The organism is Blautia pseudococcoides, from assembly GCF_001689125.2.
In the GTDB taxonomy this organism is placed as follows: domain Bacteria; phylum Bacillota; class Clostridia; order Lachnospirales; family Lachnospiraceae; genus Blautia; species Blautia pseudococcoides.
This window is the reverse complement of record NZ_CP015405.2, coordinates 3242238-3267846: the sequence shown is the minus strand read 5'-3', so window position 1 is coordinate 3267846 and position 25609 is coordinate 3242238. Positions and strand designations below refer to the sequence as shown.

Below are 25609 nucleotides of genomic sequence, written 5' to 3'. Positions count from 1 at the left end.
AGGCGCCGGACAAGGTGCTGTAATAAGATTACTGGAGAAATATTATGCATGAAAGAATAGAGGTACTGGGCATTTCCGTGGAGAAATGTTATGTGGAGGACGTGATGGAGTGCGTCAATGAGAACTGGTTTAACGAGACGCTTTCCACTTATGGAGTCATCAATATGAAACTGCTCATGGCTGCCCAGGAGGATGAGAAGCTGAAGGAATATATTGGAATCCTGGACAAGGCTGTAGTGGATGAGCCGGAGGTTTTAAAAGCAGCAGGTGTTGAGGACCCAAGGCTTGAGGAGGAGGCTGCCAAGCATGGCTTCTTTTCCACACTGTTCTGGTTTTTGTCCCATTATAAGAACCAGGTCTTTTTACTTGGAGAGACCGAGGAGGATATGGAGACTTTCTATCATTATGTGAAGGATAAGTATCCGGATATCGTGATCCTGGGAAAAGACAGTCTTGAGGAAGCTCATGCGGACCAGGTAGACCGAATTATTAATGAGATTAATTCTTTCAGTCCCCAGGCGGTTCTGACTTGTTCCAGAAACATGGGGATTGAACGTTTTGTGGCAGATAACAGGAAGATGATGAATACAAAAATTCTGTTTTGTCTTGGAGAACGTCACGAAATCCAGAAAGAAACAGGATTAAAAAAGGGCTGGCTGGGAAAACTTTTGGAAAAGAGTACATTTAAAAAGCTGGTTTCACAGTATAATGAGGAGAATGAGGACTCGGGAAAAGGAGAAGAATAACATGCTTGCTGAGAAAAAAGGAAATTGGCGGGCATATGTGTATATACTGATTGGGACGGCTGTGATGGCCGTCTCAATCACTTCTATTTATGACCATATGCAGATGGTGACCGGGGGCTTTTCCGGTTTGGCCATCATTATCAAATCTTTGACTGAGAATCTGATGCCCGGCGGAATCCCCCTGTGGCTCACCAATGCGGTACTGAATGTCCCCCTGTTTTTCCTTGGGGTGAGCATCAAGGGATGGGGATTTACAAAAAAGTCTATTTTCGGCGCCCTGGCTCTGTCCCTCTGGCTTTTTTTGATACCGGAACTTCCCATCATACCCCATGATATGCTGCTGGCAGCCTTGTTCGGCGGTGTGATCATGGGTGTGGGAATCGGTTTTATTTTCCTGGGACAGGGTACCACAGGCGGAACAGATATGGTATCTGCACTGATACAGCACAAGATGCGCCATTATTCCATTGCCCAGATCCTCCAGGTGGTGGATGGGGCTATCGTCATACTGGGCGTGTTTATCTTTGGGCTGCAGAGGGCACTCTACGCAGTGATCGCTATTTTTGTCACCACGAAAGTGACTGACGGCTTCCTGGAAGGTATGAAATTCGCCAAGATCGCATTTATCATCACTGACCTGCACGATGAGATGGCTAAAAGCCTGATGGAGGAACTGGAAAGGGGCCTGACCGGTATATCTGCCAGAGGCATGTATTCCGGTGAGGAGAAAACCATGCTCTTCTGCGTGGTGGGGAAGAAGCAGATCGTGCGCTTAAAAGAGCTGGTGACCAGGACAGACCCCAAAGCATTTGTTATCGTGACCGATGCCCGTGAGGTGATCGGGGAAGGATTCCACAGCGGGGAAGACATGTGAGTTATCATTCCCCCAGCCGCTTCCACAGGAGGCTTTGGGCGTAAACAGAGTTGTGAAAAGAAAAGGGGAAATGTGAACAAAATGTTACATTTTGAAAAAAAGATGTAATATTTAACATTTTCTCTTTATTTTTTTTCGATTATGTATTAGTATATAGTGTAGGGTTTTTTGTTTTTATGGGATGGAAACAGAGAAGAACACTATATAATGAAAGAAGGAAAGAGAATGATATCAAACCAGGTACTACAAAACACTCTGGACGGGCTGAAAAGCATATCCAGAACAGACTTCTACATCACGGACATGGAAGGGAAAGTGATGGCATCTACTTTTTCTGAGAATGTTTGTGCACAGGAGGAAGTCCTAGCTTTTGCAAATTCCCAGGCAGACAGTCAGGTGATTAAAGGATATCAGTTCTTTAAAATCTACGATGACCATCAGCTTGAGTATGTGCTGGTTATCAATAGCGCCGGAGACGATGTCTATACACTTGGAAAGCTTGTGGTTTTCCAGATTCAGGGACTGCTGACCGCATACAAAGAGCGGTTCAATAAGGATAACTTTATCAAGAACCTGCTTTTGGACAATCTGCTTTTAGTGGATATCCATAACCGGGCGAAAAAGCTGCATATCGAAGTGGATGTGCGCAGAGTTGTATTTATTCTGGAAACGAACCAGGATAAGGATTACGGCTCCCTGGAAAATATTAAAAATCTATTGGGCGGCAAAACCGGGGATTTTGTCACTGCTGTAGATGAGAAGAGCATTATCATTGTGAAAGAGCTGACTGCCACGGATAATTATCCGCAGGTGGACAAGATCGCGAATATGATCCTGACCACTCTCGGTATCGAGAAGGACGGCAGGACCCACATTGCCTACGGTACCATTGTGAAGGAGTTAAAGGAAGTATCACGCTCCTACAAGGAAGCCCGCATGGCTCTGGACGTTGGTAAGATTTTCTTTGGAGACAGAGAAGTGATCGCTTATAGTTCCCTAGGCATCGGCCGTTTGATCTACCAGCTGCCGATTCCTCTGTGTAAAATGTTCATCCGTGAAATTTTCGATGGAAAATCACCGGATGACTTTGATGAGGAAACACTGACCACCATCAACAAATTCTTTGAAAACAGCCTGAATGTCTCGGAGACATCAAGACAGCTGTACATACACAGGAATACTCTGGTATACCGTCTGGATAAGCTCCAGAAGAGTACCGGCCTTGACCTGCGTGTGTTTGAAGATGCCATAACATTTAAGATAGCCCTGATGGTGGTAAAATATATGAAGTATATGGAGACACTTGATTACTGATATCCGGGGAAGCGGGTGTCAGGAACACAGGAGGATATTTATGATTGATTTAAAGGGCGTGAGTAAAGCATACAGTAAGGGCCAGCCGGCTCTTAACAATGTGTCGCTTCACGTAGAGAAGGGTGAATTTGTTTTTATCGTGGGCAACAGCGGTTCAGGTAAATCCACTCTGATAAAGCTGCTGCTGAAGGAACTGGATCCCACAAGCGGGTCCATCACGGTAAACGGACAGCGCCTGGATAAGTTAAGACGGCGAAAAGTGGCAAAATACCGCAGGGGAGTCGGTGTTGTGTTCCAGGATTTCCGTCTGCTTCGTGACAGGAATGTCTATGAAAACGTAGCATTTGCACAGCGGGTCATTGAGCGCCCCACACGTGTCATTAAAAAGCGCGTGCCTGAGGTGCTCACCTTAGTGGGCCTGGCTGAAAAATACAAATCCCGTCCGGACCAGCTGTCCGGCGGTGAACAGCAGAGGGTTGCCCTGGCAAGGGCACTGGTGAACCGTCCAAGCATCCTGCTGGCGGATGAGCCAACCGGTAATCTGGACCCTAAGAACTCTTTTGAGATCATGAAACTGCTGGAAGAGATCAACGAGCGCGGTACAACCGTTCTTGTCGTTACACACAACAGGGAAATCGTAAACGCATTCAAGAAGCGGGTGATTACCATGAAGAAAGGCGTCATTGTAAGCGACGAACAAGAAGGTGGATATCAGTATGAGAATTAGTACAATAGCATACATATTAAAACAGGGTGTGAAGAACATCTGGAGAAATTTAAGATTCTCCCTTGCTTCTATCGCCACCATGTCCGCATGTATATTCCTGTTTGGACTGTTTCTTGCACTGGTAATGAACTTCAGATATATCGTCCACACAGCGGAGGAAGGCGTAGCAGTTGTTGTATATTTTGAAGAAGGAACAAAACAGGAACAGATTGATAATATCGGAAAGAAGATCCAGGCCCGTGATGAGGTTGCGGAAGTAAAATACATCTCTGCTGACCAGGCCTGGGAAGAGTTCCGCGATGACTATCTGGGCGGCGACGAGGCACTGGCAGAAGGATTCAGAAACCAGGATAATCCTCTTGCCAACTCAGCAAACTATCAGGTATATCTGAAAAATGTTGAGGAGCAGAGCCAGCTTGTAGAGTATATTGAATCTCTTGACGGTGTGCGCAGCGTCAGCCAGTCACAGTCAGCGGAGAAGACCCTCTCCACATTTAATAAGCTGATCGGTTATGTGTCCCTGGGAATTGTATTTATCCTGCTGGCAGTTGCCTTCTTCTTGATCAGTAATACCATCACCATGGGTATTTCTGTACGCCAGGAAGAAATCGGGATCATGAAACTGATCGGAGCAACCGACTTCTTTGTAAGAGCACCTTTCGTGATCGAGGGTATTCTGCTGGGCGTAGTAGGGGCAGCGATCCCTATGGGAATTCTCTATGTGCTCTATAACAGAGTCATAGAGTTTGTAATGACAAAGTTCCATTTACTGTCAGGATTCCTTCAGTTTTTGGATGTATCCCATGTATTCCGGATCCTGCTGCCGGTAGGTGTGGGACTTGGTATCGGCATTGGTTTCATTGGTAGTATGATTTCCGTAAGGAAACATTTAAGGGTATAAGTTATAAAGTACAGAAGAGATGCTGCTGAATGTATGTTTCCTCCCGCGTATGCGGGGGGATCTGTTTGGCAGTGTCTTCTTTTTGTTTGGGTGAAGACAATTTTATAAGGAAAGGAACTGAAAGTGTGGACAGAAAGAAATATATCAAAGGTTTTCTGCTGGGTGTTCTCTGTACAGCCCTTATAGGCGGCGGAGTAATGGGATTTCTGTGGTTTCAGGGCCAGCAGGGCGTGCTGAATGGTTCTACAGTGAAGAAGGCAAAAGTGATCGAAGACATCATAGATGAGTATTATCTGGAGGATATTGACGAGGAAGAACTGGAATCCTATCTGTATAAAGGACTGGTGGCAGGGCTGGGTGACCCTTATTCCGGATATTATACCTCTGAGGAGTACGCCAAGCTCAACGAGAGCACAGAAGGTGAATATCTGGGCGTGGGCGTGGTGCTGCAGCAGGAGGCAAGAACAGGTATAGTCACCATCACCAGATGTTACGAAGGAGCACCGGGAGCCAAGGCAGGGCTTCTGCCCGGGGATGTGATCTACACCGTGAACGGGGAGACGACCACAGATAAGGAATTGTCAGAGATCGTTAAATTGATCAAAGGTTCAGAGGGCGAGACCGTCCATCTGGAGATCGCCAGAGAGGGAGAGAGCGACTATGTGAGCCTGGACATTCCTCTGGAACACGTGGAAGTGCCCATGGTGGAGCATGAGATGCTGGAGGACCATATCGGATATATTCAGATCTATGAATTTGCGGAGGTGACGGCTGCCCAGTATGAATCTGCATTCCAGGATTTGCAGAGCCGGGGGATGGAGCGCCTGATCGTGGACCTGCGTGATAATCCGGGCGGTCTGCTGATCTCTGTGTGTGATATCCTGGAGCAGATCCTGCCAAAAGGACTGATGGTTTATACCGAAGATAAGAACGGGAACAGAAAGGAATACACCTGTGACGGGGAAAATGAACTGCAGATTCCTCTGACAGTGCTTGTCAATGACAACAGTGCCAGTGCGTCGGAAATTTTCTCCGGTGCAGTACAGGATTATGGAATTGGAAAACTGGTAGGCACTACCACTTACGGAAAAGGGATTGTACAGATGCCCATTCCCCTCACAGACGGAAGCGCGGTAAAGCTCACCATTGCCAAGTATTATACACCGAATGGCCGCAACATCCATGGTACGGGAATCGAGCCGGATGTGGAAGTGGAGCTGGATGACAGCCAGCGCCAGCAGGTGACAATAGAGAAATCCCAGGACAATCAGCTTCAGAAGGCCATAGAAGTGGTAAAGGGAATGTAGTTGAAGAGACGGTCAATCCGTGGTAAACTGATAAAAATGGGAAAGTGAGGGAGACAGCGTATGAGTGAATATGTAATTATAACAGATAATACAGTGGATATGCCCTTGTCATGGTTTAAGGAACATCAGGTGGATTATCTCTGCCTGTCCTGTAACATGGACGGAGAAATATACGACAAGGAGCATGTTATAGAAGATAAAGAGTTTTACAGGCGTATGAGAGCGGGCTCCATGCCCACCACATCACAGGTAAATCCCACAGCAGCGGAGGAGATCTTTGAGTCTGTAGTCAAAGAGGGCAAAGATGTTCTGTATCTGGCATTTTCATCCGGATTAAGCGGAACCTATAACAGCTGCCGCGTTGCCGCGGAAGAGTTAAGGGAATCCTACCCTGACAGAAAGATAGAGGTGATTGACACCCTGGCCGCATCCATGGGGGAAGGCCTGCTTGTATGGTATGCCGCAAAGATGAAAGCGGAAGGCAGGTCCATGGAGGAAGTGACGCAGTGGGTAAAGGAGAACATCCTTCACACCTGCCATGTCTTCACCGTGGATGACTTAAACCATCTCTACCGGGGCGGACGTGTCTCAAAAGCCACAGCGGTACTGGGGACCTTGGCCAATATCAAACCAATGCTCCATGTGGACAATGAAGGGAAACTGATACCTGTGGGAAAGGTCAGAGGACGCAAAAAATCACTGGCAACCCTGGTTTCCATGATGGAGGAGCGGATTGGAAATTACAGGGGTAAAAATGAGATTGTCCTGATCAGCCACGGTGACTGTGAGGAAGACGCAGCGTACGTGGCAAAGCTTGTGGAGGAAAAATTCGGTATTACCAATGTGATGATGAACCCCATAGGCGCCACCATAGGCGCACATGCCGGTCCGGGCACGGTAGCTCTGTTTTTCCTTGGGGAATACAGATAGTCCTACGGTTAAGGACAGTGCTCTTTGCGCGGTTACAAAATTTGTAATATTGGAGATAGTGCTTGACAGTTTTTAGCAAGAGAAGTTAAACTGTTAGAAGTGAAGGATTTACCAAGGAAATGTGTATGAAAGGATATATGCACGATGGACAATAGACATGGGAGTTCTTCTGGGATTTTTCGGGAGGAGGCATTGGGGCGTTTATGAACAGCAGACAGACAATTCTGATTGTAGATGATGTGGAAATGAACCGTGCCATTCTGGACGCTACTTTTTCGGAAGATTATAGAATTTTAGAAGCTGAGAACGGAAAGCAGGCCATGGAGTTTATCATGGAGCAGCAGGACAGGCTTGCAGCCATACTGCTTGACGTAGTTATGCCGGTTATGGACGGGTTTGAAGTGCTGGAAGAAATGCAGAAACTGAACCTTACGCATAAGATCCCTGTCTTTTTGATCACAGCAGAGAACTCTCAGGAGGTTCTGAAGAGAGGATATGAACTGGGTGTTGTGGATATTATCGGAAAGCCTATCATTCCTTTCTTTATCCGTCGGCGTATCGGCAATGTGATACGGCTTAATAACATTGTGAATGAACAGGACGCTCTGCTCAGGGAACAGGCACAGGAGATCAGGGAACTGAACAGTTCCATCATTGAGACCCTCTCCACTGCCATTGAGTTCAGAGACTGCGAATCCGGGGAGCATGTTACCAGAATCCGCGATCTGACCATGATTCTTTTGCATGTCATTAAAGATTTGGACCCCTCCTGCAGGATTGAGGAGAATGATCTGCCTATGATAGCAGACGCGGCAGTCATGCATGACGTAGGCAAGATTGCCATTCCTGACGGTATTCTCAACAAGCCGGGCAGGCTTACTGCTGAAGAATTTGAGATTATGAAGACACACACCGTACGGGGATGTGAGCTTCTGGACAGTGTACCGCGGTTCCATGAGAACCCTGTATACAAATATGCGTATGATATCTGCCGTCATCATCATGAGCGATGGGATGGACGCGGGTATCCGGATGGGCTGAAGGGAGATGAGATTTCTATACAGGCGCAGGTCGTGTCTGTGGCGGATGTCTATGATGCCCTGGTCAGTGACCGTGTATACAAAAAGGCATATCCTCATGACACGGCCTATGAGATGATACGGAACGGCGAATGCGGCTGTTTCAGCCCCCTTCTGATGGAAGGACTCAGCAGAGCAAAGGATAAGATGAAAGCGTTCTATAAGAGAGAAGAATAAAAAGGTGCATCCGCACCGGCGTTGGATGAATGGACGCCGGGGGATGCACCTTTTTTGATAGTACCACTGCCGTAAGGTCAGTGGGATTCCGGCTCTCTGGTCAGGCGGTAGCTGCGGGGTGACATACCAAAACGGGCTTTGAATATCTTATAGAAATAACTGAAATTGTGATATCCCACGTTCAGGCCGATATCTGTTACAGACAGGGAAGTATTTTGAAGCAGGTAGGCAGCCTGGTTCAGCCTTTTATCCTGCAGCAGGTCCTTGTAATTTTTCCCTGTGTGCCGCTTGATGACACGGCTCAGCCAATAAAGGTCATAACCCAGTTCCCCTGCCAGCTCTGACAGTTCCCCGTCACTGTAATGTTCCTCTATGTACTGGAAGACCGTGAGTAGCAGTTCCTGTTCATAGTTTTCCTGCCCGATCTTTGCTTTGTCGATGTAATTCATGAGCTGCAGAAAGAGGAGTCCCATGGTTACCTGATTGGAGCTGCGTTTATTGGGCTGTTTGTTGTGCAGAGTCCAGATGAGATTTTCCACCAGATTTTGTATGGGCAGAATGTCTGCAACTTTAAAATGAAGGTAATTTACATTCTGGCTGCCGGTCTTCAGACATTCAATGATGAAGGTGCGCAGCATATTGTCCTCTGTGCCTATCATATCTAAGGGCTGTCCGAAAAACTCGGGCAGTATGATGAAATTGACGGCGATATCGTCATACCCTGCTTGATAGATTTCCTGGGTGGCAGTCTGGCTTAAAAAGAGAAGCTCCCCGGTGCCCAGCAGAATCTCTGCGCCGTTAATGATATGACGGGTGCTGCCTGAGCACATATAGATCATTTCTACATAATTGTGGTTATGTTTTGGGAAATGTACGAAGCGGGTGTGGGGACGGATCTGCAGGAGTTTTCCATGTTCCAGAAGTTTTTTGTTGTCAATGGTCATAGAATATTCCAGATTGTAAATGGAGGGGTTGATTTCCTTCTTCCCGTCCAGCAGTGCCTGTTCTTCCGCCGTTATTTTTTTCAGTTCTCTTAACAATTCCTGGTTCATGGCTTCCTCCGTCTTTCTGTCTGCTGCCTGTCCATGAGGTGCAGTTCTGTATTTATAGTAATATGGGAGAGAAAAAAATGCAATCGGCGGACTGCAAATAAGGTTATAAAATTATGCAAGCTGTGTACTTTTTCTTTCTCCTCTTTTCCGATAAGATGAGAAGATAAGGAGGTCGGAAATCATGACAGAATATTATCTGGCGGTGGACATCGGCGCGTCCAGCGGCCGTCACATTCTGGGACATATGGAGCAGGGCCGCGTGGTGATGGAGGAGATGCACCGTTTCTATAACGGACTGACCGTAAAAGACGGGGAAGCCTGCTGGGATCTGGAACAGTTGTTTGAGGAAATCAAGATTGGACTTAAGAAGTGCGGAAAGGCCGGGAAGATACCTGTGAGTATGGGCATTGACACCTGGGCTGTGGATTTTGTGCTTCTGGACGGGAACAATCAGGTTTTGGGAAACACGGTGGGATACAGGGACAGGAGAACAGAGGGAATGGACAGGCTTGTCCGCCGGGTTATTCCCGAGAAAGAGCTGTATGGAAGAACCGGAATCCAGAAACAGATATTTAACACCATTTACCAGCTTATGGCTGTGAAAGAAAAACATCCCGGTCATCTGGACAAGGCAGTAGCCATGCTGATGGTGCCGGACTATTTTCAGTTCCTGCTCACCGGTAAAATGGCATCAGAGTATACCAATGCCACCACAACGCAGCTTGTAAGTGCAAAAACAAAGGACTGGGATTTTGAACTGATTGAAATGCTGGGGTATCCGAAACGGATTTTTCAGCCTATTAAAAAACCGGGTACCGTGCTGGGAGCGTTCACGGAAGAGATACGGAGGGAAGTGGGCTTTGACTGCCAGGTCATACTGCCTGCTACCCATGACACAGGCTCCGCGGTTCTGGCTGTGCCTTCCAATGAGGAAAACGCCCTGTACATAAGCTCAGGTACCTGGTCCTTGATGGGGGTGGAACGAAAAGAGGCAGACTGTACGGAGGAGAGCCGCAGGCTGAATTTTACCAATGAGGGCGGCTATGATCACCGGTTCCGTTATCTGAAAAATATTATGGGGCTGTGGATGATCCAGTCTCTCAAGAAAGAACTGCAGGATATGTATTCTTTTGCGGAGCTATGTGAAATGGCATCCCAGGAGAAGATCCCCTCCCTGGTGGATTGTAATGACAGCCGTTTTCTGGCCCCGGAGTCTATGACAGAGGCAGTGCAGGGATACTGTAAAGAGACAGGGCAGCAGGTGCCCGCAGCCCCGGCACAGCTTGCAGGTGTTATATATAGAAGTTTTGCGGACTGCTACGGCAAAACGGTGCGGGAGATTGAGGCCATGACAGGGGTACAGTATAAAAATCTCCACGTGGTGGGAGGCGGCGCAAACGCAGCGTATCTGAATCAGCTCACAGCAGCCGGTACCGGAAAAACGGTCCTGGCGGGTCCCACAGAGGCCACTGCCATCGGCAACCTGATGGTGCAGTTCATAACAAAGGGTGTGCTGGCAGACTTAGAGGCAGCCAGGCAGTGCGTCTATGACTCATTTGAGATTAAAATATACGAACCGTAAATTAGAGATGCAAAAGGATTAATTGTAAAGTCAGGAGGAAAAGAATATGACTATAGCGCAGAGATATGAGTCCGCAAAGGAAATTTACAAAAGTATGGGAGTTGACACGGACAAAGCAGTGGAAACACTGAAGAACATCCACATTTCCATGCACTGCTGGCAGGGGGATGATGTACAGGGATTTGACCACAAGGGACCTTTATCCGGAGGGATCCAGACAACAGGCAACTATCCGGGAAAAGCCGGGACACCGGAGGAGCTTATGGATGACATTGACAAAGCCCTAAGCCTGATTCCGGGTAAGCATAAACTGAACCTCCATGCAAATTATGCCATTTTTGAGGAGGGACAGTTTGCGGACAGAGATGCCCTGGAGCCTGCGCATTTCAGGAAATGGGTAGAGTTTGCGAAAGAGAGGGGGATGGGAATTGATTTCAATCCTACATTCTTCTCCCATGAGAAGGCAGAGACTTTTACACTTTCAAGCCCGGATGAAGAGATCCGCCAGTTCTGGATTCGCCATGGACAGGCCTGCATCCGCATCTCCCAGTTTTTTGCAGAGGAGCTGGGACAGCCCTGTGTGATGAATATCTGGATTCCCGACGGCTATAAGGATGTGCCGGCTGACCGTCTTGCTCCAAGGGCCAGGTTCAAGGACTCCCTGGATCGGATATTATCCATTGACTATGACAAGTCAAAAGTATATGTCTGCCTGGAATCCAAGGTGTTTGGCATTGGCATGGAGTCCTACACGGTGGGGTCCAGCGAATTCTGTATTAATTATGCTGCCAATAACGGTATTTTGAGTCTGATGGACAATGGGCATTATCATCCCACAGAGGTGGTTTCCGATAAGATCCCGGCCATGCTCTTATTTAATGAGAAACTGGCTCTGCACGTGACAAGACCGGTGCGCTGGGATTCTGACCATGTAGTGCTGTTTGATGATGAGACAAAAGAGATCGCAAAGGAAATTGTGAGAAATGATGCCATTGACCGGGTATTCTTAGGACTGGATTTCTTTGATGCCAGCATTAACCGGATCAGTGCCTGGGTGGTGGGAATGCGCAATATGCAGAAAGCTTTTTTGTTTGCACTTCTCCAGCCAAATGATAAACTGAAAGAACTGCAGAATAACAGTGAATTTACAGAACTTATGATGCTTCAGGAGGAGCTGAAGCTGTATCCGTTTGGAGACGTGTGGAATTATTTCTGCGAACAGTGCGGAGTCCCCGGAAAAGAGGACTGGTTTGAAGAAGTACAGCAGTACGAAAAAGAGGTGCTGAGTAAACGCGCATAGCAAAAAGAGTGTGGTAAGGGATGATAGAAAGGAACAGAAAACATGAGAGTTTTGGAAGCAAAATTTGTACAGGGTTTTATGAGAATGGCAGATGACGGCTGGGAACAGGGATGGCACGAGAGAAACGGCGGAAACCTGACCTACCGTATAAAGAAAGAAGAGGTGGATTCTGTCAGAGAAGATTTGTCAGCAGACGGTGCGTGGAAGGAGATCGGCACAGCGGTACCGGCCCTTGCCGGGGAGTATTTTCTGGTGACAGGAAGCGGGAAATACTTCCGCAATGTCATGAGCGACCCGGAAGACTCTATTGCCATCATAGAACTGGATCACAAGGGGGAGAACTACCGCATCTGCTGGGGGCTGGTAAATGGCGGAAGACCTACCAGCGAGCTGCCCTCCCATCTGATGAACCATGAGGTGAAAATGCAGGCAACAGGCGGGAAGCACCGGGTGATATATCATGCACATACGACCAATATCATTGCACTCACCTTTGTTCTGCCCTTAAAGGATGAAGTGTTTACAAGGGAGCTGTGGGAAATGGCCACGGAGTGTCCCGTGGTATTCCCGGATGGTGTGGGCGTTGCAGGCTGGATGGTGCCGGGTGGAAGAGAGATCGCGGTTGCCACCAGTGAGCTGATGAAGAAATATGATGTGGCAATTTGGGCGCATCATGGCATGTTTTGTTCAGGGGAAGATTTCGATTTGACTTTTGGGCTGATGCATACTGTGGAAAAGTCAGCGGAGATTCTTGTGAAAATGTTATCCATGAGACCGGATAAGCTGCAGACCATCACAGCGCAGAATTTCAGGGATTTGGCGGTGGATTTTCATGTGAGTCTGCCGGAGAAGTTTTTATACGAGAAATAAGGGTGCGGGGGCAGAGGTCTGTGCACCAGGGAATCGGCGGAGGACAAAAGCGTCCGGCACACGGGAAATTGTGCCGGGCGCTTTTGGCTGTCTGGGATGTTGTCAAAATACACACTGGATGTGGTTTTGTTTTGGGATTGTCAGGGAGGCGGAGAGATTATATAATGAGGAAAACAGAGGATGAGGAGGGATGTATATTGATCTGGCCGGATATTCAGCGCAATCTGGGGGATGTGTTTGAAGGGGGCGTACTGCCCACAATGGTTTACATAAACAAGCAGAGGATTAATCGCAGCCGGGTGGACAGACCCCTGCACAGTCATGAATCTATCTGCGAAATGCTGCTTATTTACAGGGGAACAGGAGTCTACACCGTGAATGCGGTCACCTATCATCTGGAGGAGGGAGATGTGCTTTTTTATAACCAGGGTGATCTGCACGAGGTGTCTTCCGGGACAGAGGAGGAAATCGGGTCTTACTGCGTGGGGATCACGAATTTAAGGCTCAAGGGGCTTCCGAGAAATCATCTGGTGGGGGAGAGTGGGCCTTATGTGTGCAAGGCGGGACAGATGTATCCGCTTTTGCGGGAAATGTGCGCACAGATGTATCAGATGCAGGAGACAAATCAGGCCGGAAGGCTGGCAGCGCAGCTTCTGTGTGCGTCCCTGGTGGTCATGGCCAGCCAGTTGGAGGCGTTTCCCCAGGCGGTGGCAGACGGGACCAGGGAAGAACAGTTTGTGGCACGGATTTGGAATTATTTAAATAGGCACTATACAGAGGAGGTGAGTCTTGAGAAGATTGCCGGGGCTCTGGGGTGTTCGGCGCCTTATGTTTCCCATGCGTTTAAGAAGGCTACGGGTCGTACGCCTATTCAGTATGTGATACGGCGGCGGATCGGGCTGGCGCAGACGCTGCTGATATCTACGGATATGACGGCGACGCAGATCGCTGCTACGGTGGGGTATGATAATACGAATTATTTTTGTACGCTGTTTGCACGGGTGGTGGGGATGACGCCCATTCGGTATAGGGGGCTTTATTTGGAGGAGCTGAAGGGGGTTAGGAATCAGTCTTGAAGAGGGAGGATAGAAGCAGGCGAATGAGAACGGGATGATGAAAGTAAGAAGGATGGAGGGATTAGATAGAATTTTATAATGGGTTAGAAGGTCTGTGACTGTGGTTGTCGGTCATGGGCTTTTTTTATTGGGTGAGGGGAGAAAAGGGATATTTTTGGAAGGTTTGGTTTGAGGAGAGGGGGAGGTGAACAGGATAGTGGAGTGGGGAGGGAAAAGAGGGGAATATTTTTGGGGGATCCGGGGGTTTTTGGAGGGAGGCGGGACAGGATATTGGAGGCGTGCTTTTGGTGGGTGGGATATAATGGAAACATGGAAAGACACAAGGAAAGCACACGAAGAAGGAGGAAATGAGATGAGTATGAATATTTGCGGTGCGCCCTGCTGCTGGGGTGTGGATGATGTGAAGAATCCTTATCTGCCGGCTTGGGAGACAGTGTTGAAAGAGGCCGGATTGGCGGGGTACAGGGCTGTTGAGCTGGGGCCGTATGGGTATCTGCCAGTGGATGTGGAACGGGTGTCCGGAGAATTGGCCAAGAACGGACTGGCGGTTGTGGCCGGGACTATTTTTGATGATCTGCTCAGTGAGGAGAATTATGAGAATGTGCTTAGACAGACAGAGGAGATATGCGCGCTTGTGACAAAGCTGCCTCCGCTGCCGGTACATGAGGGGCAGCATTTTGCGGCACCTTATCTGACGGTTATGGATTGGGGGCATGAGGAGAGGGATTATGCGGCGGGACATCCGGACAGGGCACCCAGGCTTGATGAGAGACAGTGGGGGATCATGATGGAACATATCAGGGGAATCTGTGAGAGGGCTAAGGCGTTTGGGGTACGTCCGGTGATCCACCCCCATGCGGGCGGGTATATAGAGTTCGCAGATGAGATAGAGGCTTTGGTCAGGGATATTCCTTATGAGATGGCCGGGCTTTGCCTGGATACCGGGCATCTCTATTACTCGGGAATGGATCCGGTTAAGTGGCTTGGGAAATATGCAAAACGGCTGGATTATGTGCATTTTAAGGATGTGAATGAAAAGGTGTACAGGGACGTGCTGAAGAAAAGGATCCGGTTTTTTGAAGGGTGCCAAGAAGGGACTATGTGTCCTATAGGAAAGGGATGTCTGGATTATCCTGGGATCAAAGGTATTTTGGAGGAGATTGGGTATAGCGGGTATATTACCATTGAACAGGAGAGGGACCCCAGAAATTCGGATACCAGCCTGCGGGATGTGAAGGAGAGCGTTTCTTATCTGAAGAGTGTGGGGTACGAAATTTAGAAGGAGGCCGCATGGCCGGAAAAAAGGATGGCAGGCTGCGGGTATGCGCCTGGCCGGAAAACAAAAATAAAGGATAAAAGGAGATAGAAGTTATGTATTACGGAGAAAAGAGAGTTGAGGATCCCATTCGCTGGGCAATGGTAGGGGGAGGAAAAGGGAGTCAGATTGGCTATATCCACAGATCTTCCGCACTGAGGGATTTTAATTTTGAGCTGGTGGCAGGAGCTTTTGATATTGATCCTGAGAGGGGAAAGGCTTTTGGGAAAGAGCTGCATGTGAGTGAGGACAGGTGTTATCCGGATTATAAGACGATGTTTGCAGAAGAGGCCAAAAGGGAAGATGGTATCCAGGCTGTGTCTGTGGCTACACCTAACGGTACACATTATGAGATCACAAAGGCGGCTTTGGAGGCCGGGCTTCATGTGGTCTGTGAAAAGCCGCTGTGCTTTACTACAGAACAGGCAGAAGAGCTGGAAGCGCTGGCAGCCGGGAAGAATAAGGTGGTTGGTGTGACCTATGGATATGCAGGACACCAGATGATCGAGGAAGCACGTCAGATCATTGCAGAGGGTAAGCTGGGGGATATCCGTATTGTAAACATGCAGTTTTCCCACGGATTTCATAATGTGGCCGTGGAAACCACTACTGCGTCTACAAAGTGGAGGGTTGACCCCAAAGTGGCAGGACCGTCCTATGTGCTGGGGGATGTGGGAACCCATCCGCTGTATCTGTCAGAGGTTATGCTTCCGGAAATGAAGATTAAACGGCTTCTGTGCAGCAGGCAGTCCTTTGTAGGATCAAGAGCGCCTTTGGAAGACAATGCCATGACTATCATGGAATATGATAACGGCGCTGTGGGGTATCTCTGGTCCTCCTGTGTGAACTGCGGTTCCATGCATGGACAGAAGATACGGGTCATCGGTGAGAAGGCTTCCCTGGAATGGTGGGATGAAAGGCCGAATCAGCTTACTTTTGAGGTGCAGGGAGAGTCGGTAAAGGTTCTGGAGAGAGGGATGGATTATCTGGCACCTTCTGCTATGGTAGATGACAGGATCGGCGGAGGACATCCGGAGGGGCTGTTTGAGGCATGGAGCAATCTGTACAGTCGTTTTGCAAGGGCCATGGAGGCAGCAGAGAAAGGGAAAAGCGTGGATTTCTGGTATCCCAATGTGCATGCTGGGGTAGAAGGCGTGCGCTGGGTGGAAAATTGCGTGCGTTCCGCGGATAGCGGTGCTGTCTGGGTGGATTATGAGTAAAAGGGGGAAGGAAAGAGATGAAAATTGCATTTGATGTGGATGTGCTGGCAAAGCAGATGGATATTAACAGGATGGTGCATCAGGTAGCTGACTGGGGTTATAAGTACATAGAACAGTCTCCCCATCCCCGTATCAACCCCTTTTACAAACATCCTTTATTTTCACAAGAATGTGAAGCGGAGTACCGTAAGGCACTCCGTGAAACAGGAGTGGAGATTTCTTCTTTCATTGTGGTGTACCGATGGTCAGGTCCCACAGAGGAGGAGCGGCAGTTTGCAGTGGCAAATTGGAAAAGGATGATCCAGATCGCGGTGGATATGGGGGTTACGGTTATCAATACGGAACTTTCCGGAGACCCGAACCGGCAGGAGGTATGCAATGGCATGTGGTTTAAGTCCATGGAGGAACTGCTTCCAATCTTTGAACGGGAGGGGATCCGGGTGGAGATACAGTCCCATCCCTATGATTTCTGTGAACGGAATCATGAGACTTGTGATATGGTAAAGTCTTTCAGGTCCGGGAATCTTGGCTATGTGTATTCCTCCCCCCACGGCTTTTTCTATGACGAGGGCAGGGGGGATGTGCGTTCCATGCTGCGCTACGCGGGGGATGAGCTGACACATGTACTGTTTGCAGACACCTTTAATCAGACACTGGACTGCCGTTATATTGTGAACCCGCCATGGCTGAACCAAAGAGGGAAGGCAGATGTCACCATACACCAACATTTAGCCATGGGGGAGGGTGACGTGGACTTTGACGGCATTTTTGAGACACTCCGGGCGATGGACTTTGCCGGAAAGCAGCTTGGGGAGGAGGCTCCAAAGGCAGGCGGTGATACGATCGCATGTGTTTCCATGTTTGGATTTCCGGAGAAGATGGACAGACAGGCCCCTGAGGCCAGGGAGCGGATCGAAAGGGAGCTTCTGGTAAAATAAAAACAGATAAAAGAGATTGGGAGGATTTACTTGTGGAAAAAGAAATGGAGAACGTACCGCAGGCAGGGGCGGATAGGAAGAAACTATCTTTTGCCTTACGGGTTTCTTATGGGTGTGGGGATACGGCGTGTAATGTTGTATTTGGAATGATCAGTACGCTGCTGACTTTGTTTTATACGGATTATGTGGGGGTCGCGGCAGCGGCAGTGGGAATGGTCATGCTGATCTCCCGGGCGTTTGACGGATTTTCGGATGTGGTCATGGGCCTGATCGTGGAACGGACCAACTCAAAATGGGGAAAGTCCAGGCCGTGGATCCTGTGGATGGCAGTGCCCTATGCAGTGTCCGCGGTGCTGCTGTTCACGGTGCCTCACACTACGGGAATGGTGCAGTTTTTATACATATTTGTCACTTATAACTTCTGTACCACGATCTGCTATACAGCCGTCAATCTTCCTTACGGGAGCCTGTCAGCCATGATGACAAGGGAATCCAGGGAGAGGGATATGCTGAGTATTGTCCGTATGGGAATGTCCCCTTTTGGACGTATTCTGGCTGTCACCTGTACCATGCCTCTTGTTAAACTCTTTGGAAATGACCAGGCAGCGTGGGTAAAGACCATGGCGATCTGGGCAGTTCTGGCGTTGGCATTGCTGCTCGTCTGCTTTTTCAGGTGTGAGGAAACCGTAAAGCTGGAAGCACAGGCAAAGCAGGAAAAAATACCGGTGGGAAGATCGTTCCGGGCATTGGTATGCAATCAGTATTTTTGGGCGGTTCTGGTGCTTTGGATGATGCAGAATGTGATCTACGGGCTGACGGGAACCATTCTGCCTTATTACTGCAAATATATCTTCCACAATGATACATGGATGTACAGCGCCCTGTATCTTACGGAGACGCTGACCATTGTGGCTGCCACCTTTGTCTGCCCCTTTCTCCTGAAACGGTTCGGGAAAAGGAATATGTCCCTGGCCGGTGCGGTTTTTGCCTTAATGGGACAATGTATCTTTTTTGCGGATCCGGAGAGTTTTAAGTGGATGCTTTTCTGCTGTATCATTCGGGGGATTGGCCTGGCACCCCTTAACTCTGTTGTTTTCGGTATGCTGGGCGATGTGGTGGATTTTGGACAGTGGAAGACACACATGCGTCAGGAGAGCCTGATTTTTGCAGGAGGGTCAGTGGGGACCAAGATAGGCTCCGGGCTGGCATCTGCATCCATGACAGGTCTTTTGTCCCTTGCGGGATATGTGAGTTCCACCAGCGGCAGTGTAGTACAGCCCGACAGCGCTGTAGACATGATACAGAATATTTATATGTTCGGTCCGTTTCTTGTGTGGGGTGTTGTGATCCTTACGCTGCTTTTGTATAAGCTGGATAAACGGTATCCGGATATCATGAGGGAACTTTGTAAGAGGGAGGCGTCAGGCCTGTTATAATAAAAAAAAGTGGGTATCCGGCTTCGTTTTCCGTAAAATCGGCGAACGGGGCCGGATTTTCTATGGTATCCTGCAGAATTAAATGATACAATGGTTTCAATAGGGATCTTGGGACAGGTCAAAGTGCCGATTCTGTGAGGAGATTATAATATGTGTAAAGAGATGCTGCAGAGAGTGGAAGCGTTTGCTTCCCTGATACTGAGAAGATATTTTTGTGAATCAGACGTGGAATTTCTCATATCTACATTTGATGATGATATAGTCTGGCTGGGGGCAGGGCCTCAGCAGCAGGCAGAGGGTAAGGAGGCAGTGGCGGCTTGTTTTTTGGAGGGCAGGGAAGATTTGGCACCCTGCCATATGTATGGGGAGAAGTATGTGACCAGAGCGCTTTCAGGAGACTGTTTTTTGTGTGAGGGGGACAGCTGGATCCGGCCCAGGGAGGAAACCGGACTGTATTTTAAGACACACCAGAGGATCACTTTTATCTTCCGGCTGGCGGGGGATACGCTGAAGACGGTTCATATTCATAATTCCGTAGATTTTTCCGATATCCAGGAGGGGGAACTTTTTCCGGTGCAGGCCGGAAAAGACGCATACAAAAAACTGGAAGAAAGCCTGGCGAACAGAGACAGGCAGATAGAACTGATGCTGTCCCAGCTTCCGGGCGGAATGATGATCTGCCGCAGAGATGACCGTTATTCTACAAAATGGATCAGTGATACGCTCAGTCATCTGCTGGGCTATATAGGGCCGGAAGAATACGGTGAATTTACCGAAAACTGCTGCCGGGGATTTATAGTTCCGGAAGATTATGCAGCAATGCAGGTGCAGGCGGAAGAAAGTCTGAGGAAGGGGGATCTCTACTATGTGGAATACCGGGTTCTGAGAAAGGACGGCACCTGGTTCTGGGCATCGGATATGGGGAAAAAGGCTATTGATCAGGATGGGGAGGAAGTGATCTACTGTTTCATTGCAGATATATCTGAGAAAAAGGAACGGGAACGGCAGGCAGAACTGGCGGGAAGAGAAGCTGCCCGGCAGACACGTTTTCTGACCCAGCTCTACGATTCCATACCCTGCGGGATTCTTCAGTTTGAGCCGGAATTACCTTTCCGCATCGTGAATTTTAACCGGAGTGTCTGGGAATTCTATGGGTTTTCCTCAGAGAAAGCGTTTCGGGACGAAATACAGAATCCTCTCATAATGGTCCTGGAACATGAGCGGGATCAGATCAAGGCAAAAATCCGCGGCCTGCATGTGGGGGGCGGAACCATCACGTACACAAGGCAGAGCAGGAAAAAAGATGGTACCCCAATGTGGATCAGTGTGATCATGGAACGTCTGGTCAATGCGGACGGCGCTGATGTGGTGCAGGCTATCTTTACGGATGTTACACAGATGCATCTTCTGCAGGCCGCGCAGGAACAGGAGCAGAGGATAGAAAACCAGTCCCTGCGTGCAGCTACCTGTACGGCGTATCCCCTGATCATGAGCATCAATCTTACGAAAAACACATACAACTGCTTTATTGAAGAGCAGATCTCTCCTTACGAGAGGAGCGGCAATTACGATGAAATGCAGAATAGAGCGCTGCCGGACGTCTACCCTTCTTACAGGGAGGATTTTGAAAAATTTGTTTCCAGGGAACAGATGAAGAAAAGATTTGAGAACGGTGAGCGGGAACTTTACATGGAGCTGCAGGAAAAAGGCTATGACGGAAAATACCACTGGATCTCCATACAGCTTATCTATGTGGACAATCCTGTGGGAACAGACATGCTGGCCATTGAGCTGGTAAAAGTGCTGGACAGCCAGAGGGCGGAACTGGCCAGGCAGGAACAGCTTCTGCGGGATGCCCTGGCGGCAGCAAAAGCGGCCAATAGTGCCAAGTCTGATTTTCTCTCCAGGATGAGCCATGATATCAGGACCCCCATGAATGCCATTATCGGAATGAGTACCATCGGGCAGATGAAAATAGAGGACACGCCCAGGGTGCAGGACTGCTTCAGGAAAATAGACGCCTCATCCAGATATCTGCTTTCCCTGATCAACGATATTTTGGATATGTCCAGAATAGAGACCGGAAAAATGGAGATCAACAGCAGAAAGTTTGATTTTGCCGAGCTGTTTGAGGAGATATCTTCCATCATCTATCCCCAGGCTTTGGAGGCTATGATTGAATTTGAAGCCCGTCAGATGGAGCCTATTGAGCGCTATTATGTTGGCGATGCCCTGAGGATAAAACAGATCCTCATGAATTTACTGTCAAATGCCCTGAAATTCACACCTGCGGGGGGAAAGATCGCGGTAAATACCCGGGAGGAAAAACGCACCAATGGATATGCCTATGTGCGCCTTGCGGTTGAGGATAACGGGATTGGCATGTCCGAGGAATTTCAGGACCGTATTTTCCAGCCTTTTGAACAGGAAAGCGCGGAGAGTGCAAGGAACAATGTGGGAAGCGGTCTTGGGCTATCCATTGTCTATAACCTGGTCCAGCTTATGGGCGGGGAGATCCGGGTGGAGAGCAAAAAGGAAATGGGAAGCAGATTTACGGTTTCCGTTCCGCTGGGCCTGATGGAGGATGACGAGGAGGAAGAGTGCAGACGGAAAACAAGGGAACTTATGAAGGATGTGGAAGTCCTGGTGGTGGATGACGATGAACTTGTATGTGAACAGACATCAGCCATATTGGAGGAGATAGGCGCGCATTCCATATGGGTGACATCCGGCCATGAGGCGGTGGAGCAGGTGCGGACTGCTGTATCGGAGGGAAGGATCATAGATGTGGCTATGATAGACTGGCGAATGCCGGATATGGATGGGGTAGAGACAACCCGCCGCATCCGTGCGCTGACCGGGACGGAAACCATGATCATCATCATATCAGCGTATGACTGGAGCAGTATTGAGGAGAAGGCCAGACAGGCAGGGGCTGATTTCTTTATCTCTAAACCTCTTTTCCGCTCCACTATCTTTGATACGTTTTCAAAGCTGGGAACTGCCTGCGGGGCCGGCAGGGAAGCAGAGATGGAGAAGCAGGACTTTGTGGACCGCCGGGTGCTTCTGGTGGAGGACAATGACCTGAACCGGGAGATCGCCCAGTCCCTTCTGGAGATGCATGGGATTCGGACAGATACGGCAGAAAACGGAGCCGAAGCTGTGGATATGTATGCAAAAGCTTCAGAAGGGTATTACTCCGCAGTTCTGATGGATATCCGCATGCCTGTCATGGATGGACTGGAAGCCACAAGAAGGATCCGGAGGCTGGAAAGGAAGACAGGGGGAGGGATACCGATCCTGGCTATGACGGCAAATGCGTTTGACGAGGACAAGGCCCGGGCCTATGAAGCGGGAATGACCGGATATCTGGTGAAACCGCTGGAAGTAAAGGCGCTATTGGAGGAACTGCTGGCAATATGGCAGTAGAAGAATAAAAAATCATATTGATACAGGAGGTAAATTTATGGAGATGAAGCAGATCAGAATGGGTATTGCAGGTGCAGGCACCTGGGGACAGACACATGCATCCATTTACGCGGAGCATGTCTGCGCCTGCCCGGTGGCCATCTGCGACAGCAGGGAGAAACGTGCCAGGGAGATCGCAGACAAGTATGGGGTTGAGAAGGTCTACACAGATTATCACAGTCTGGCCTCGGACCCGGATGTGGATGCTGTGGCCATCGTGACGCCGGACTTTGCCCATGCGGATATTGCGGTGGCAATGGCAAATGCAGGCAAGGACATTCTGATAGAAAAGCCTCTGGCAACCACCAGGGAAGATATTGAGAGGATCTGCAAGGCTGTCCGGGAAAACAAAGTGCGCTGCATGGTGGACCTGCACAACCGCTGGAACCCGCCCTTCAACACTGCAAAGCAGGAGGTGGAGTCCGGAAAACTGGGCACCCCATATACCGGATATATCCGTCACAGTGATGTAAAATGGGTGGCAACAGATATGCTTTCCTGGGCTTCCAGGTCTTCCATTCTCTGGTTTTTGGGGAGCCACAGCCTTGATACCCTGCGGTGGATCTTCGGAGATGAGGTAAAACGTGTCTATGCGGTCAAGCGGAAAGGGATTCTGGAGGAAATGGGTGTGGATACGGACGATATTTACCTTACCACCATTGAGTTTGCACATGGGGGCATTGCTCACATGGAAAACGGATGGATCACGCCAAATGGAAATACCAATGTGAATGATTACAAATTCAGTGTTCTCTGCACAAGAGGCATGATCAATATGGATCTGTCCAGCCATAACCTGATCCAGGAGGTGACAGAGGAAAATACCAGCACCCCGGACATTCTGGTGTCCAACCGTGTATTTGACCGCTGTAAAGGACTGTCTTATGAGAGTATCCGGGATTTTATCGACCGGCTGGTGGATGGCAGGGAATTCCGTGTCTCCATGGAGGATGCCAGAAGAACGGCTATCGCTATCCTGGCGATCATGGAATCAGCGGAAAAGGGAATGCCTGTGGATGTAAATTATGATTAAAATGTAACGAAGTCCCTTTCCATATTTCTGAATATAGTATATAATCTGAAAAAAATGTTATACCATAAATAGTATGGCATAATAAAGAGATAACGATCCGGCGCTTTTAACGGTCCGCCCAGTAAATATGCGGACCTGCCCCATCGTTACGCAAAAGGCACTATATACGTGCCGGCTCATGTTTTGGCACATATACGGATTTCAGATATGGAGGACAGAATGAATTTAAAATTTAAACCAGTAGAAGCAGAAGATATAGACAGACTGACCCCTCTTTTTTGCAGGAGGCCAAATAAGACTTGTGACAGTGTGTTTTTGGACAGTTTTATATGGAGCAAGCTTTACGGCGTACAGTTTGCTGTCAGCGATGGCAAAGCGGTCCAGTGGCTCATGGACAATGAAGGTGTGGCCGGGACTGCCATGCCGATCTGCAGCCAGGAGGATTTGGAACATTATTTCAATGAGATCACAGAGTATTTTAATACCGTGCTGCAAAAGCCTTTATATATCCATCTCGCCGACGAGGAGGCAGTTTTGGCTCTGGGATTAATGGAGCAGAAGGAACGGTTTCTTGTGACAGAACAGGAAGATTTAAAGGATTATCTCTATGACGGGGATGCCATGAGAAGTCTGTCGGGGAAGAAACTGCATAAAAAGAAAAACCATCTCAATGGATTTAAGAGAGCCTATGAGGGCAGATATGAATACCGCCGCCTCTGCTGCTCCGACAGGGGTGATGTGTGGAAGTTCCTGGATCACTGGAGAGAACAAAAAGGGGAAGAGGTGGAGGAACATCTTGACTACGAGGTGGAAGGCATACACGAAATTTTGAAAAACTGCTCCAATCTTCAGGTCCGCATGGGCGGTGTCTATATTGACGGTAAGCTGGAGGCGTTTACCATCGGAAGCTTTAACCCGCTGGAAAATATGGCGGTGATCCATATAGAAAAGGCCAATCCCGAGATCCGGGGGCTGTATCAGTTCATCAACCAGCAGTTCCTTCTGGCTGAATTTCCGGAGGCGGCTCTTGTGAACCGGGAGGATGACCTGGGTATAGAGGGACTTAGAAAAGCAAAGATGTCTTACAATCCTGTGGGGTTTGCCAGAAAATACGAAGTCAGACAGATTGATTTCAGACCGGAAGTGTGAGGTGCACCATGGAAGTACGATATCTGAGCGGCTCTGAGAAAGAAAGGTGCAGAAGCCTTTGGGAGGAAGCCTTCCCCGAAGATTCGGCGGCTTTTGTAGACTACTATATGAAGGAGAAAACAAAGGACAACCAAATTCTGGTCCTGGAGGAAGACGGAAAAATCCTCTCCATGCTCCACAGAAACCCCTACGATGTCTGTGTGGGAGACCGTATGTGGAGATGCGACTATATTGTAGGCGTTGCCACAGCAAAAGAGGGACGTCGCAGAGGATACATGCGCAGACTTATGGAGAGAGCCGTGTCAGATATGAGGGCAGAGGGGATGCCTTTTTGTTTTCTCATGCCTGCGGCAGAAGCGATTTATCTTCCCTTTGGATTTACCTACATTTTTGATCAGCCAGAATGGGAGCTGCCCGGGATGCGGATGCAGGACAATACACTGGCACTCCGCCGGATCAGCAGTCCGGACCCAGGGACAGTTCTGGAGAGGGCAGCCGAATGGATGAATGCCTGGCTGAGGCAGAGATACGAAGTTTTTGCAAAGCGTGATGCAGGATATCTGAGGCGCCTTATAAAAGAGATGGAGAGTGAGAACGGAATCCTGGAGGAGATTCGGGAGAATGGAAAAACAGCCGGTTTTCTGGGAACCTGGGGGCTTGAGAGGCCCAAACAGCGGCTGTTGTTTTCAAAACCGTCCCTTGTCCGGGAAAGGGATGCGGGTAAGCCGGCTGTCATGGGGAGGATTGTGAGCCTTCCTGATTTTATGAAGGCTATCCGTCTGAAAGAGGAGGCGCCTGTAAAGCGTGTGACATTCTATATCAAAGTTGAGGACGAACTGCTGGAGGAGAATCAGGGGGCGTTTTTCTGGACCGTTGACAGGCATTCCTCTGCGCTTGAACAGGTGTCCGCGGGAGAACAGGCAGAAGGAAAAGGAGAAATTACAGGGGTGATAAATATTCACATCCGGAGACTGACTGCCTGGCTTTTCGGCTATGGTATGCCTGAAGATCTTCCGGCCGCAGCAGATTTCATCCGCCCCATTCAGGGTGTGTTTCTGGATGAAGTGGTATGACGGTGAGGGGATTTATCAAGAATAAAACCTCCGGTTCAAAAG

Annotated in this window: 21 protein-coding genes; 20 read left to right on the top strand and 1 reads right to left on the bottom strand. The window is 48.9% G+C overall.

The genetic code is table 11. From position 1 onward, the window contains the following. Positions 1-44: 44 nt before the first annotated feature. The 8 genes from A4V09_RS15580 to A4V09_RS15545 all read left to right on the top strand — a co-directional run bounded on the left by A4V09_RS15580 (position 45) and on the right by A4V09_RS15545 (position 8055). Positions 45-746 carry a WecB/TagA/CpsF family glycosyltransferase gene (locus tag A4V09_RS15580; RefSeq protein ID WP_065543160.1) on the top strand — a complete coding sequence of 234 codons (702 nt, stop codon included), beginning with the start codon at positions 45-47 and terminating at the stop codon, positions 744-746. A gap of 1 nt (position 747) precedes the next feature. Continuing rightward, on the top strand, positions 748-1620 hold the full coding sequence (locus A4V09_RS15575) for a YitT family protein (RefSeq protein WP_065543159.1): 873 nt from the start codon (positions 748-750) through the stop codon (positions 1618-1620). Between the two features lie 225 nt (positions 1621-1845). Further along, a complete protein-coding gene (locus tag A4V09_RS15570) occupies positions 1846-2934 on the top strand; it encodes a PucR family transcriptional regulator (protein ID WP_065544814.1) in 1089 nt (362 codons plus the stop codon). A gap of 40 nt (positions 2935-2974) precedes the next feature. Continuing rightward, positions 2975-3661 carry a cell division ATP-binding protein FtsE gene (ftsE, locus tag A4V09_RS15565; RefSeq protein ID WP_018595098.1) on the top strand — a complete coding sequence of 229 codons (687 nt, stop codon included), beginning with the start codon at positions 2975-2977 and terminating at the stop codon, positions 3659-3661. Beyond that, positions 3651-4562: a permease-like cell division protein FtsX gene (gene ftsX, locus A4V09_RS15560; RefSeq protein WP_065543158.1), complete on the top strand. Its 912-nt coding sequence runs from the start codon at positions 3651-3653 to the stop codon at positions 4560-4562. Before ftsE ends, ftsX begins: the two co-directional genes overlap by 11 nt. Positions 4563-4687: 125 nt before the next feature. Next, positions 4688-5869 (top strand): S41 family peptidase, encoded by a 1182-nt coding sequence (locus A4V09_RS15555; RefSeq protein WP_065544813.1) that lies wholly within the window; start codon positions 4688-4690, stop codon positions 5867-5869. Positions 5870-5929: 60 nt separating this feature from the next. Next, on the top strand, positions 5930-6799 hold the full coding sequence (locus A4V09_RS15550) for a DegV family protein (RefSeq protein ID WP_065543157.1): 870 nt from the start codon (positions 5930-5932) through the stop codon (positions 6797-6799). A gap of 203 nt (positions 6800-7002) precedes the next feature. Further along, a complete protein-coding gene (locus tag A4V09_RS15545; RefSeq protein WP_065543156.1) occupies positions 7003-8055 on the top strand; it encodes an HD-GYP domain-containing protein in 1053 nt (350 codons plus the stop codon). A gap of 77 nt (positions 8056-8132) precedes the next feature. Here the strand turns inward: A4V09_RS15545 and A4V09_RS15540 are convergent, their stop codons facing one another. Continuing rightward, entirely contained in the window at positions 8133-9107 is a 975-nt protein-coding gene (locus A4V09_RS15540) for an AraC family transcriptional regulator (RefSeq protein ID WP_065543155.1), read from the bottom strand. Positions 9108-9288: 181 nt separating this feature from the next. Here A4V09_RS15540 and rhaB point away from each other — a divergent pair, with 181 nt between their 5' ends. The 12 genes from rhaB to A4V09_RS15480 all read left to right on the top strand — a co-directional run bounded on the left by rhaB (position 9289) and on the right by A4V09_RS15480 (position 25567). Further along, positions 9289-10689 carry a rhamnulokinase gene (gene rhaB, locus A4V09_RS15535; protein ID WP_065543154.1) on the top strand — a complete coding sequence of 467 codons (1401 nt, stop codon included), beginning with the start codon at positions 9289-9291 and terminating at the stop codon, positions 10687-10689. Positions 10690-10735: 46 nt separating this feature from the next. Then, positions 10736-11989, top strand: coding sequence for an L-rhamnose isomerase (locus A4V09_RS15530; protein ID WP_065543153.1), 1254 nt, complete (start codon positions 10736-10738; stop codon positions 11987-11989). Between the two features lie 42 nt (positions 11990-12031). Then, on the top strand, positions 12032-12859 hold the full coding sequence (rhaD, locus tag A4V09_RS15525; protein ID WP_065543152.1) for a rhamnulose-1-phosphate aldolase: 828 nt from the start codon (positions 12032-12034) through the stop codon (positions 12857-12859). A 164-nt stretch (positions 12860-13023) separates the two neighbouring features. Then, the gene (locus tag A4V09_RS15520) at positions 13024-13935 is read left to right on the top strand and encodes an AraC family transcriptional regulator (protein WP_242963853.1); all 912 of its coding nucleotides are present in this window, start codon (positions 13024-13026) and stop codon (positions 13933-13935) included. Positions 13936-14287: 352 nt separating this feature from the next. Then, complete coding sequence (locus tag A4V09_RS15515; RefSeq protein ID WP_065544811.1) at positions 14288-15214, top strand: sugar phosphate isomerase/epimerase family protein; 927 nt, start codon at positions 14288-14290, stop codon at positions 15212-15214. A gap of 92 nt (positions 15215-15306) precedes the next feature. Next, complete coding sequence (locus A4V09_RS15510) at positions 15307-16470, top strand: Gfo/Idh/MocA family protein (RefSeq protein ID WP_065543151.1); 1164 nt, start codon at positions 15307-15309, stop codon at positions 16468-16470. 17 nt (positions 16471-16487) lie between these two features. Continuing rightward, positions 16488-17408, top strand: a complete 921-nt coding sequence (locus A4V09_RS15505) for a sugar phosphate isomerase/epimerase family protein (protein WP_065543150.1) — start codon at positions 16488-16490, stop codon at positions 17406-17408. Between the two features lie 32 nt (positions 17409-17440). Beyond that, entirely contained in the window at positions 17441-18844 is a 1404-nt protein-coding gene (locus A4V09_RS15500; protein WP_330396448.1) for an MFS transporter, read from the top strand. A 150-nt stretch (positions 18845-18994) separates the two neighbouring features. Further along, a complete protein-coding gene (locus tag A4V09_RS15495) occupies positions 18995-22273 on the top strand; it encodes a hybrid sensor histidine kinase/response regulator (RefSeq protein ID WP_065543149.1) in 3279 nt (1092 codons plus the stop codon). 37 nt (positions 22274-22310) lie between these two features. Then, positions 22311-23345: a Gfo/Idh/MocA family protein gene (locus A4V09_RS15490; protein WP_065543148.1), complete on the top strand. Its 1035-nt coding sequence runs from the start codon at positions 22311-22313 to the stop codon at positions 23343-23345. 219 nt (positions 23346-23564) lie between these two features. Continuing rightward, a complete protein-coding gene (locus tag A4V09_RS15485) occupies positions 23565-24494 on the top strand; it encodes a DUF2156 domain-containing protein (RefSeq protein ID WP_065543147.1) in 930 nt (309 codons plus the stop codon). A gap of 8 nt (positions 24495-24502) precedes the next feature. Next, entirely contained in the window at positions 24503-25567 is a 1065-nt protein-coding gene (locus tag A4V09_RS15480; protein ID WP_065543146.1) for a GNAT family N-acetyltransferase, read from the top strand. The last annotated feature ends 42 nt before the right edge of the window (positions 25568-25609 follow it).

What these genes read in the sequence shown, in the direction of transcription:
- A4V09_RS15580 (WP_065543160.1), top strand. Translation starts at nt 45, where the DNA reads ATGCATGAAAGAATAGAGGTACTGGGCATTTCCGTGGAGAAATGTTAT.
- A4V09_RS15575 (WP_065543159.1), top strand. Translation starts at nt 748, where the DNA reads ATGCTTGCTGAGAAAAAAGGAAATTGGCGGGCATATGTGTATATACTG.
- A4V09_RS15570 (WP_065544814.1), top strand. Translation starts at nt 1,846, where the DNA reads ATGATATCAAACCAGGTACTACAAAACACTCTGGACGGGCTGAAAAGC.
- ftsE (WP_018595098.1), top strand. Translation starts at nt 2,975, where the DNA reads ATGATTGATTTAAAGGGCGTGAGTAAAGCATACAGTAAGGGCCAGCCG.
- ftsX (WP_065543158.1), top strand. Translation starts at nt 3,651, where the DNA reads ATGAGAATTAGTACAATAGCATACATATTAAAACAGGGTGTGAAGAAC.
- A4V09_RS15550 (WP_065543157.1), top strand. Translation starts at nt 5,930, where the DNA reads ATGAGTGAATATGTAATTATAACAGATAATACAGTGGATATGCCCTTG.
- A4V09_RS15545 (WP_065543156.1), top strand. Translation starts at nt 7,003, where the DNA reads ATGAACAGCAGACAGACAATTCTGATTGTAGATGATGTGGAAATGAAC.
- A4V09_RS15540 (WP_065543155.1), bottom strand. Translation starts at nt 9,107, where the DNA reads ATGAACCAGGAATTGTTAAGAGAACTGAAAAAAATAACGGCGGAAGAA.
- rhaB (WP_065543154.1), top strand. Translation starts at nt 9,289, where the DNA reads ATGACAGAATATTATCTGGCGGTGGACATCGGCGCGTCCAGCGGCCGT.
- A4V09_RS15530 (WP_065543153.1), top strand. Translation starts at nt 10,736, where the DNA reads ATGACTATAGCGCAGAGATATGAGTCCGCAAAGGAAATTTACAAAAGT.
- rhaD (WP_065543152.1), top strand. Translation starts at nt 12,032, where the DNA reads ATGAGAGTTTTGGAAGCAAAATTTGTACAGGGTTTTATGAGAATGGCA.
- A4V09_RS15520 (WP_242963853.1), top strand. Translation starts at nt 13,024, where the DNA reads ATGAGGAAAACAGAGGATGAGGAGGGATGTATATTGATCTGGCCGGAT.
- A4V09_RS15515 (WP_065544811.1), top strand. Translation starts at nt 14,288, where the DNA reads ATGAGTATGAATATTTGCGGTGCGCCCTGCTGCTGGGGTGTGGATGAT.
- A4V09_RS15510 (WP_065543151.1), top strand. Translation starts at nt 15,307, where the DNA reads ATGTATTACGGAGAAAAGAGAGTTGAGGATCCCATTCGCTGGGCAATG.
- A4V09_RS15505 (WP_065543150.1), top strand. Translation starts at nt 16,488, where the DNA reads ATGAAAATTGCATTTGATGTGGATGTGCTGGCAAAGCAGATGGATATT.
- A4V09_RS15495 (WP_065543149.1), top strand. Translation starts at nt 18,995, where the DNA reads ATGTGTAAAGAGATGCTGCAGAGAGTGGAAGCGTTTGCTTCCCTGATA.
- A4V09_RS15490 (WP_065543148.1), top strand. Translation starts at nt 22,311, where the DNA reads ATGGAGATGAAGCAGATCAGAATGGGTATTGCAGGTGCAGGCACCTGG.
- A4V09_RS15485 (WP_065543147.1), top strand. Translation starts at nt 23,565, where the DNA reads ATGAATTTAAAATTTAAACCAGTAGAAGCAGAAGATATAGACAGACTG.
- A4V09_RS15480 (WP_065543146.1), top strand. Translation starts at nt 24,503, where the DNA reads ATGGAAGTACGATATCTGAGCGGCTCTGAGAAAGAAAGGTGCAGAAGC.